The sequence below is a fragment of the Microbacterium sp. NPDC008134 genome (assembly GCF_042957055.1).
Classification (GTDB): Bacteria; Actinomycetota; Actinomycetes; order Actinomycetales; family Microbacteriaceae; genus Microbacterium.
The window spans coordinates 409,979-420,376 of sequence record NZ_JBIBHO010000002.1; the positions used below are offsets into that span (position 1 = coordinate 409,979).

Annotated in this window: 7 protein-coding genes; 6 read left to right on the forward strand and 1 reads right to left on the reverse strand. The window is 70.2% G+C overall.

The annotated features are described in order from the left end of the window. The first annotated feature begins 13 nt into the window (after positions 1-13). Together ACFY9N_RS12750 and ACFY9N_RS12755 are read left to right on the forward strand one after the other, a co-directional pair. Complete coding sequence (locus tag ACFY9N_RS12750; RefSeq protein ID WP_391479025.1) at positions 14-1,825, forward strand: thioredoxin domain-containing protein; 1,812 nt, start codon at positions 14-16, stop codon at positions 1,823-1,825. A 9-nt stretch (positions 1,826-1,834) separates the two neighbouring features. Next, positions 1,835-3,214, forward strand: a complete 1,380-nt coding sequence (locus tag ACFY9N_RS12755) for an amino acid permease (protein ID WP_391479027.1) — start codon at positions 1,835-1,837, stop codon at positions 3,212-3,214. Here ACFY9N_RS12755 and ACFY9N_RS12760 read toward each other — a convergent pair whose 3' ends face one another. Continuing rightward, entirely contained in the window at positions 3,215-4,786 is a 1,572-nt protein-coding gene (locus ACFY9N_RS12760; RefSeq protein WP_391479028.1) for a dolichyl-phosphate-mannose--protein mannosyltransferase, read from the reverse strand. It abuts the gene before it with no gap. 22 nt (positions 4,787-4,808) lie between these two features. Between ACFY9N_RS12760 and rsmI the strand changes: the two genes are divergently transcribed. From rsmI to ACFY9N_RS12780, 4 genes are all read left to right on the forward strand, one after another. Next, entirely contained in the window at positions 4,809-5,630 is an 822-nt protein-coding gene (gene rsmI, locus ACFY9N_RS12765) for a 16S rRNA (cytidine(1402)-2'-O)-methyltransferase (protein WP_391479029.1), read from the forward strand. A gap of 8 nt (positions 5,631-5,638) precedes the next feature. Further along, on the forward strand, positions 5,639-7,438 hold the full coding sequence (locus tag ACFY9N_RS12770; RefSeq protein WP_391479031.1) for a substrate-binding domain-containing protein: 1,800 nt from the start codon (positions 5,639-5,641) through the stop codon (positions 7,436-7,438). A 122-nt stretch (positions 7,439-7,560) separates the two neighbouring features. Then, positions 7,561-9,225, forward strand: a complete 1,665-nt coding sequence (locus ACFY9N_RS12775; RefSeq protein ID WP_391479032.1) for an ABC transporter substrate-binding protein — start codon at positions 7,561-7,563, stop codon at positions 9,223-9,225. A 55-nt stretch (positions 9,226-9,280) separates the two neighbouring features. Then, positions 9,281-10,261: an ABC transporter permease gene (locus ACFY9N_RS12780; protein ID WP_391479034.1), complete on the forward strand. Its 981-nt coding sequence runs from the start codon at positions 9,281-9,283 to the stop codon at positions 10,259-10,261. Positions 10,262-10,398: the final 137 nt, after the last annotated feature.

Sequence of the window (10,398 nt, forward strand, 5' to 3'; positions counted from 1 at the left end):
GTAGCGTGAAGGCATGACCAACCGGCTCGCCGACACGCTCAGCCCGTACCTCCGCGCGCACGCGGAGAACCCCGTCGACTGGTATCCGTGGGGCGAGGAGGCGTTCGCCGAGGCGCAGCGCCGTGATGTGCCGTTGATGATCTCGATCGGGTACTCGACGTGCCACTGGTGCCACGTGATGGCGCGCGAGTCGTTCGCCGACCCCGAGACCGCGGCGATCGTGAACCGCGACTTCGTGGCGGCGAAGGTCGACCGCGAGGAGCATCCCGAGGTCGACGGCGTGTACATGGCCGCGGCATCCGCCTTCACCCAGAACCTCGGGTGGCCGCTCACCGTCTTCGCGACTCCGCGCGGGCGCACGTTCTTCGCGGGCACCTACTGGCCGCCGGAGTCCCGCCCGCCGATGCCATCGTTCCGCGAGGTCCTCGCGGCGGTGCAGGAGGCGTGGACGCATCGACGGGCGCAGGCCGAGGAGTCGGCGGATGCCGTCACCGAGGCACTCGCACGCGCCGCCGAGACCACGCCCTCCGACCTGCCCGATACCGCGGCGCTCGCGGGCGCCGCGTCCGCGATCGCCGACCGCGAGGACCGCGAGCACGGCGGCTTCGGGGGTGCGCCGAAGTTCCCCGTCGCGACGGTGTTGCGATTCCTGCAGGCTCCGCTCGTGCGGCGCGAGAACGCGGCGGCCGCGGCGGCGGGACGGCGGGCGCTCGCCGCGATGGCCGCGAGCGATCTGCGCGACGGCGTCGAGGGCGGGTTCTTCCGATACGCGACGCAGCGGGACTGGACGGTGCCCCACTACGAGCGGATGCTGACCGACAACGCGCAACTGCTCGATGTCGCGCTGGATGAGCGCGACGAGCCCACTGCGCGCGGGATCGCCGGGTTCCTCACCGACGTCCTCGGACGGGAGGGCGGCGGATTCGGCGCCGCCCAGGACTCGGAGTCGTGGATCGACGGCGAGCGCAGCGAGGGCGGCTACTACCTCCGAGACCCCGCAGGGCGCCGGGGCCTCGAACCACCGGCCGTCGACGGCAAGGTGATCACGGGATGGAACGGCCTCGCGATCGCAGCTCTCGCTCGTGCGGGTGCCCGCCTCGGCGAGGCATCCTGGGTCGGTGCCGCCCGGCGGGCCGCGGATGCCGTGCTCACGGCCAACCGTGACGCCCGCGATGCGCTCGTCCGCGCCTCGCTCGACGGCGCGGCCTCCGCGGCCGTCGCCACCCCGTCCGACCTCGGTCTCCTCGCCGACGGGCTCTTCGCCCTCTCGGTCGCGACGGGCGAGGCGGCCTGGGCGAGCACGGCTCTGAGCATCGTCGATCAGGCGCTCGACGGGATCGCCGGCGATCCGCTTCTGAGCGCGCAGGGCATCGCTTCGTCGCCCGATCAGACCGACGGAGATCTCCCGTCCGGCCCTGCCGCCCTCGCCCAGGCAGCGCTCACCGCGTGGCGTCTCGGCGCGGGGGCGCGCTACCGCGACGCGGCGGTATCCGTGGTGCACGCGTATGCAGCATCCGCTCTGTCCCAGCCGTTCGCGCACGGCAGCCTGCTGCGGGTCGCGGCCGACCTTGTCGACCCCCCGCGTCAGATCGTCGTCGTCACCGACGAGCCGGGCGGTGCCCTCGCCCGAGCCGCCCATCGCGCGGATGCCGACGTCATCGCCGTCGTGTCACCGGCGCAGGCCGAGGCCTTCGCCGCGGCCGGGTTCGAGTTGTTCGACGGGCGCGCGGGCGCCACGGGCCTCGCCTACGACTGCCGCGGATTCGCGTGCCGCCTGCCGGTGAGCGACCCCGACGAATTGTCGCGCGAGCGCGGGGACGTCTAAGGTGGCGCGGTGACCGACTCCGCCCCCGACACTGCCTCCACCGCCTCGACGTCGTTGAAGCCGGGCCTGACGCGCGGTCAGATCTCGATGATGGGCCTCGGCAGCGCGATCGGCGCGGGCCTCTTCGTCGGCTCCGGTCAGGCGATCGGCCTCGCCGGTCCTGCGGTGCTGATCTCGTACCTCGTGGCGGGGTCCATCGTCGTGCTGGTGATGGCGATGCTGGCCGAGATGGTGGCGGCGCGCCCCAACTCCGGCGCCTTCAGCTCGTACGCGCAGGATGCGATGGGGCGCAGTGCCGGCAGCGCGGTCGGCTGGATGTACTGGATCCAACTCGTGGTCGTCATCGCCGCCGAGGCGACGGGTGCCGCGGGGATCGTCGCAGGCTGGGTACCCGCCGTTCCCGCTTGGGTGTGGGTTCTGGTGTTCGTCGCCGCGTTCACGACCATCAACCTGTTCGCGGTGAGCGGCTACGGGCGTTTCGAGTTCTGGTTCGCGGCGATCAAGGTCACCGCGATCATCGTGTTCCTCGTGATCGGGGTGTGCGCGATCCTCGGGCTGTTCCCCGGGGTTCCGGCGACCGGGATCGCGCATCTCTTCGACGAGGGCGGCTTCGCCCCGAACGGTGCAGCCGGCATCGCCGCAGCCCTGCTCATCGTCGTGTTCGCGTTCGGCGGCACCGAGCTCGTCGCGATCGCCGCGGCGGAGTCGGCGGACCCCGGTCGCAGCATCCGCCGGATCGTGCGTCAGGTGCTCGTGCGCATCCTCGTCTTCTACCTCGGGTCGATCTTCGTGATCGTCGCCGTGCTGCCCTGGAACACCCCCGCCGTGCTCGACGGGCCGTTCTCGGCGGTGCTCGCGACCCTGCGCCTTCCGGGCGTCGACCTGGTGATGTCGATCATCGTCGTGGTGGCGCTGCTGTCGGCCATGAACGCCAACATCTACGGCGCCTCGCGCATGGTGTTCTCGCTGGGGGAGCGCGGCCTCGCCCCGCGCGCGCTCACGCGCACCACACCGACGGGCGTTCCCCGGGTCGCGGTGGTCGCCTCGGTCGCCTTCGGTTTCGTGGCCGTGGGGTTGAACTGGGCGTTCCCCGACGTCGTGCTCCCCGTGCTGCTGAACGTGGTCGGCTCGACGCTGCTGGTGACATGGTCGGCCGTCGCGGTGTCGCAGATCATCCTTCGCCGCCGTGCCGAGCGCACGGGCACGGAGCTGCCGATCCGCATGTGGGGGTTCCCCTGGCTGTCGTGGCTGTGCGTCGCCCTGATCGCCGGCGTCGTCGTGCTCGCGGCGTTCGACCAGGCGGCGCGCCTGCAACTGCTGCTGACGGCGGGTCTGACCCTGGTGCTCGTCGTCGTGTCCCGTCTGACGCGACCGCGCACCGAGGTGTGATCAGACCCAGCCTGGCAGCCAGTTGTGCACGAGCCAGAACGGGTACGGCACGCTCATCCCGACCCACGACGGCAGGAAGAAGATCGACACCAGCACCGCGAACACCAGGAAGAGGATCACGGTGCGCTCGCCGGACTGCCGTCGGTACAGCGGATCGTCGCGTCGACCGGCGATCGTGCGCAGCGTCAGGGCGAGCGCGATCACGAGGAACGGCATCATCACGACCGTGTAGAACTGGAAGATCGTGCGCTCGGGGAACATCAGCCACGGCACGTACGTCACCGCGAGTCCGACGAGAGGGATGCCGACCTCGAAGCCGACCGGCTGCCGCCGCACCCAGCCCCGCACGAGCCGGTAGAGCAGGTACACGGCTGCCGCGACCCCCGCGTACCAGATCAGCGGATTGGGGATCGAGGAGATCACCGCGATGCAGTGGTCGGTGCCGCAGGGACCCGGATCGCTGTCGACCCACACGGCGGTGGGGCGCAGGAGGAACGGCCACTCCCACGCGGGGCTCGCATAGGGGTGCCCGCGGGTCAGCCCGACGTGGAACCCGAGCATGGACTGGTGGTAGTTCCACAGCGCGATCAGCGGGTTCGGGTCGCTCTGCCGGTCGTAGCCCCCCGCGGTGACCAACCATCCGGTCCAGCTGACGAGATAGGTCGCGAGCGCCGGGAAGACCAGAAGAACGAACGACACGGGGCCCTGCCGGAAGACCGCGTCGGACGGCCACACCACGACGCCCGCACGGCGGCGGGCGAGGGCATCCGTCACCACGACGTACAGGCCGAAGCCCGCGAGCGCGTACAGGCCCGACCACTTCACGGCGGACGCGGCGCCGAGGGCGACACCCGCCGCGATCAACCAGGGGCGCCGCCAGAGGATCGGACCCCACAGCGGTTCGGGTCTGTCGGGATCGCCTCGTTCGAGCACAGGGATCGTGCGCCGTCGGTCGAGCAGCACGAAGAGAACTCCGAGGAGCACGAAGAAGGTGAGGGGGCCGTCGAGCAGGGCGATGCGGCTGAGCACGACGCTCAGGCCGTCGATCGCGAGCAGGAGACCGGCGACGGTCGCGACGACGGTCGACCCGGTGAGCACGCGGGCGATCAGGTAGACCAGCAGCACCGAGGCGGTGCCGAGGATGCCGGTGGCGAGGCGCCAACCCAGGCTGTCGGCGGGGCCACCGGCGGCCATGCCCAGGGCGATCAGCCACTTGCCCAACGGCGGATGGACGATGAAGGAGCCCTTCTCAGACAGCGGCAGGTCCTGGTTCGCGACGAAGGACTCGTTCGCGCCGTCGCCCCAGGTGCCCTCGTAGCCGAGGGTCCACAGCGACCAGGCGTCCTTGACGTAGTAGGTCTCGTCGAAGGCGAGCTCGTGCGGGTGGCCGACGTTCACCAGCCGCAGGAATGCGGCGAGCAGGGTGACGGTGAACGGAGCGAGCCAGTTCAGGATGCCGTTCCACTCCGGGTCGAGGAGCAGGCGGTCGCGGGTGCGACCCCACCAGGTCGTGCGCTCCGCGTGCGCGGGTCGGTGCTCCGGTGGCAGCGGCAGGGGCACGGGCGAGGTCACGGGTACAGCCTAGGCTGGGCGGGTGATCATCCTCGCTGCGACCCCGATCGGAAATCTCGGCGACGCCTCGCGCCGGCTCATCGAGGTGCTCGAGAACGCCGAGGTCGTCGTTGCGGAGGACACCCGCACCACGCAGAAGCTGTTGAAGGCGCTCGAGATCGACAACCGCCCGCGCCTGATCGCGCTGCACGACCACAACGAGAAGCAGAAGGCCGCCGAGCTCGCGACCCTCGCGATCGAGGCCGATGTCGTGGTGGTGAGCGATGCGGGTATGCCGACGGTGAGCGACCCCGGCTACGGGCTCGTCGCCGAGGCGGTCGCACAGGGCGTGACGGTCACCGCGATCCCGGGGCCGAGCGCGCCGTTGATGGCGCTCGCGATCTCGGGCCTTCCCACCGACCGCTTCACGTTCGAGGGGTTCCTGCCCCGCAAGCCCGGCGAGCGCCGCTCGACCCTGCGGGTGCTCGCGGCCGAGCCGCGCACGATGGTGTTCTTCGAGTCGCCGGCCCGTCTCGCCTCGGCGCTCGCCGACATGGGCGAAGCCTTCGGCGACGTCCGGCGCATCGCGGTCTGCCGCGAGCTCACCAAGTTCTACGAGGAGGTGCGTCGGGGCACGGCCGCCGAGCTCGTCGAGTGGGCCGAGGGCGGTGTCAAGGGCGAGATCGTCGTGGTCGTCGAGGGGGCGCCGCGTCGCGAGGCCTCGCCGGACGACGCGCTCGCCCAGGTGCAGCGGCTCGTCGCCGACGGCATCCGCTTGAAGGAGGCCGCCTCGGAGGTCGCCGCACTCACGGGGCTGTCGTCGCGCGGCCTGTACCAGGCGGCGCTCGCCGCGAAGCAGGGCTAGCCGTGCCGATGTCGGATGCCGTCGGGTCGGACAGCACGATCGCCGCTGCCTACTCCGCCCGCGCCGAGGAGTACGTGCGCCTGCTGGGTGACATCGAGCAGATGGATGCCGCGGACCGCGCGAGCATCGCCGCCTGGCGCGACTCCACGACGGGAACGCTGCTGGACGCCGGCAGCGGGCCGGGCCTGTGGACGCGGTTCCTCGGCCAGGGTGACGGCCGCGGCGGCGGTCAGCGCGACGCGTGGGGCCTCGACGCCACCGAGGCGTTCGTCGCCTCGGCGCGCATCCGCTTCCCGGAGGTCGCCTTCGAGGTCGGATCGTTCCGGGAGATCCCCGCAGCGGATGCCTCGCTCGGCGGCATCCTCTCCTGGTACTCGCTGATCCACACGCCACCCGTCGAGATTCCCGCCGTGCTGGCGGAGTTCGCGCGGGCGCTCCGGCCCGGCGGGAGCCTGTTGATCGGCTATTTCGACGGCGCGCCGCGCGAGGCGTTCGCGCACCGGGTCGCGACCGCGTACTTCTGGTCGGCCGATGCCCTCGGCACGCTGCTCGCCGACGCCGGGTTCACCGTGACCTCCGCCGAGCGCCGTGAGCGCCGACCGGGCGAGGCGAGTTCGCGACCGCACGGTGCGCTGACCGCGGTTCGACGTACGCCGATGGATACTCTGGCCCGACGCCATCCCGAGCCGGAGAGGACGACACCCATCGTGAGCAGGTCCGTGACCGTGTACGACGTCGCCGCACGCGCGGGCGTCTCGATCGCCACGGTCTCGCGGGTGCTGCGCTCGCCGGATGCCGTCCGCGCGACCACGCGTGAGCGGGTGCGCGAGGCGGTCGCCGAACTCGGCTACGTGCCCAGCGGCAGTGCGCGTGGGCTCGCCGAGCGGCGCACCGGGGTGCTGGGGCTCTACTTCCCGGGCTTCGATGCGGCCGAGGAGGCGCCGGATCTCGACGTGTTCGCCGAGGATCCGGCATCCGTCCCGCCGTTCACCCTGGCGCACGACGACGACACCGCGCCGCCCACCTCGCTCTTCCTCGACGAGGTGCTGCGCGGCGCCGAGCTCGAGGCGTGGAAGCGGGGATTCGTGCTCATGATCGGCGTCGGACGCGACGATCCCGACCGCTCGACCGTGCGCGACATGGCCGGGCGCGTCGACGGGCTGGTCGTGCTCGCGCAGAGCGTGCCCGATGACGTGCTCGCGCGGCTCTCGCGGCGCATTCCGGTGGTCGTGCTCTCCGGACCGCCGCGGGGCGACGACTACGATCACGTGACGGTGAGCAACAGCGAGGCGATGGCCGAGGTCACCCGTCACGTGCTCGCGCAGGTTCCGGCGGGGGCTCGCGTGGCGTTCCTCGCCGGCCCCGAGAACTCGCCCGACGGTGGTGAGCGCTGGGAGGGCTTCTCGCGCGCGGCGCGCGAGGCGGGCATCGAGCCGGATGCCGTGACAGTGGTGCGCGGCGACTTCACGCGGGAGTCCGGGCGTCGGGCGGCCGAGGATCTGCTGTCCGGGGGAGCGCCGGACGCCCTGGTCGCGGCCAACGACCAGATGGCTCTGGGCGCGATCGACGTGCTCCGCGACACCGGGCTCCGGGTTCCGGAGAACGTGCTCGTGACCGGGTTCGACGGCATCGAGGCGGCGGCGCTCGCGCGGCCCGCGCTGACCACGATCCGGCAGCCGATGATCGACCTCGGACGCGCGGCGGTGCAGGTGCTCGCGCGTCGGTTGGAGCATCCGGACGCCCCGCCGGCGGTGGTGCGCCTGCCCCTGCAGATCCTGCTCCGGGAGAGCTCTCAGCGTTCGTCCTGACCCCGCCGAACCGGGCGCGGTGATCGTGTCAACCCCTTGCGTTCCAGAAATGTATGCGCTTACAGTGGCTTGTCGAGGGGCCACCCGGCCCCTCCATGACGACGACGACATGAGGTGGACGCGTGGCGAAGACGCACATGCTCCGACGCTGGCGCCGGACGGCGGTGGTCGCTCTCGCGGCGGCGGCCGTGGCGCTGAGCGGATGCAGCATCCAGATCACATCCCAGCCCGATCCCACGATCGGCGACGACACGATGCTCATCAACGCCGACCACGGGAACCCGTTCTTCACCCGGAACTTCAATCCGTACCTGACGAACACGCGCACGGCGTCGCGCTGGATCTACGAGCCGCTCATCCTGGTGAACCCGCTCGACGGCGAACTCAACCCGTGGCTGGCGACCGAATGGTCGCAGCCCGACGCGAAGACGATCGTCATGACGATCCGCGACGGCGTCGAGTGGAGCGACGGAGAGCCGCTCACCCCGGATGACGTCGCGTTCACGTTCCAGTTGCTGAAGGACGAGCCCACGCTCGACATCAAGGGCGCCTGGCAGCACATCGAGAGCATCGAGACGCAGGGCGACGACGTCGTCTTCCACCTGCTGAGCGAGGATGCCCCGTCGCTGTCGATCATCGGTCTCACGATGATCGTGCCCGAGCACCTGTGGTCAGACGTCGAGAACCCGGGCACCTATCGCAACGAGGAACCGGTCGGCACCGGTCCGTTCGTGCTCGGCAACTACAACGACCAGCAGTACTCGATGGATCGCAACCCCGACTACTGGCAGGCCGACTCGATCGAGATCGAGCACATCGTCCTGCCCGCCACGAACAACCAGCTCGACACGGTCAGCCGCGGCTACGACTGGGCCTACGCGTTCATCTCCGACGTCGAGGGCACGTGGGGCGCGGCGAGCGAGCACAACTCCTGGTGGTTCCCGCCGGGTGGGGTGATCGCCCTGATGCCGAACCTCGAGGTCGCGCCCTTCGATGACGTGAACGTGCGGCGCGGCATCGCCCTCTCCCTCGATCGCGAGGAGATCGCCGAGACGGCATCCGAGGGCTACATGGAGCCCGCCGGTCAGACCGGCCTCATCCTGCCCAACCAGGAGGAGTACCTCGACCCGTCGATCCCCGACTCCGGCATGATCACGCAGGACACCGATGCCGCACTCGCGGCGTTCGAGGAAGCCGGGTACACGCTCGACGGCGACCGTCTCGTCGGCCCCGATGGCACGCAGCTCGAGTTCGCTCTCACGACAGCGAACGGTTTCACCGACTGGACCCGCGCGGCTCAGAGCGTGCAGAGCCAACTCGCGGCGGTGGGCGTGAAGGTCACCCTGAAGCTGCCGCAGCCGGCCGGTTACCAGAGCGCCATCAGCAACGGCGACTTCGAGATGGCGATCGGCGGCATGGGCAACGGCGACGTCTACCAGGCGTACAACAACCTGCTCTCGAGCGAGTTCTACGTGCCCTCCGGAGAGGCCACCGCCAACAACTTCGAGCGCTACCGCTCGGACGAGGCGGACGCCCTGCTGCTCGAGTACCGCGAGACGGTCGATCCCGACCGGCAGGCCGAGATCGTGAGCGAACTGCAGAACATCGTCTACGACGAGATGCCCGTGATCGGCCTCTACTACGGCGGCATCTGGGGCCTCTTCAACGATGCGAAGTTCACCGGGTGGCCCACCGCCGACGACCCGTACATGATCCCGCAGAACTACGACTCGGCGCCCCTCATGATCTTCACGAAGCTGAAGCCGGTGAAGGGGGATGACCGATGAAGTACCCGATGGTGGACCTCTTCACGAAGCTGAAGCCGGTGAAGGAGGACGACCGATGAAGTACCTCCTGCAGAAGCTCGGCCTGTTCGTGCTCACGCTGTGGGCCGCGATCACCCTGAACTTCTTCCTGCCGCGGCTCATGCCCGGATCTCCCGCCGATGCGGCGATCGCGAAGCTCTCGCAGAACGGGCCGGTGTCCGACGCGACCCGGGCCGCCATCGAGGCGCAGCTCGGCGTGCCGGGCGGATCGCTGTGGGACCAGTACGTGGCCTACCTGGGCCGGGTCGCGACGCTCGACTTCGGCGTCTCGTACACCTTCTATCCGCAGTCGGTGGCGAGCATGGTCTCCACGGCGCTGCCGTACACGATCGGGCTCGTCGGGATCGTCACGATCCTCGCGTTCGTGATCGGCACGCTCATCGGCGTCGCGGCCGCGTGGCGCCGCGGCACCTGGCTGGATTCGCTGCCGACGCTGACGGGCTCGTTCCTCAGCACGTTCCCCTACTTCTGGACGGCACTGCTGCTGCTGTTCTTCCTCGGCTACGTGCTGCACTGGTTCCCGACGACCGGCGCCTACTCGGCGACGACGACTCCGGGGTTCACCTGGGAGTTCATCGGTGACCTCGCCCGGCACGCGGTGCTGCCCGCGCTGACGATCCTGCTCACGTCGCTGGGCGGCTGGATCATCGGCATGCGCAACGCCATGATCAACACGCTCGGCGAGGACTACATCACCTTCGCCGAGGCGAACGGCCTCCGTGGGCGCACGATCGCCGTGCGCTACGCGGCGCGCAACGCGATCCTCCCCAACCTCACCGGCTTCGGGCTCACGCTCGGCGGCGTGGTGGGCGGATCGATCCTCGTCGAGCAGGTCTTCGGCTACCCCGGCATCGGATATCTGCTCTTCAACGCCGTGATCGGGCAGGACTACCCGCTCATGCAGGCGCTCTTCCTGATGATCACCGTGAGCGTGCTCATCGCCAACTTCCTCGTCGACATCCTGTACGGCGTGCTGGATCCAAGGACCCGCCGATGACCATTCTCTCGACAGACATAGCCCCCGCCGAACGAATCGCTGTGCTGGATCCAAGGACCCGCCGATGACCATTCTCTCGACAGACATAGCCCCCGCCGAACGAATCGCTGTGCTGGATCCAAGGACCCGCCGATGAC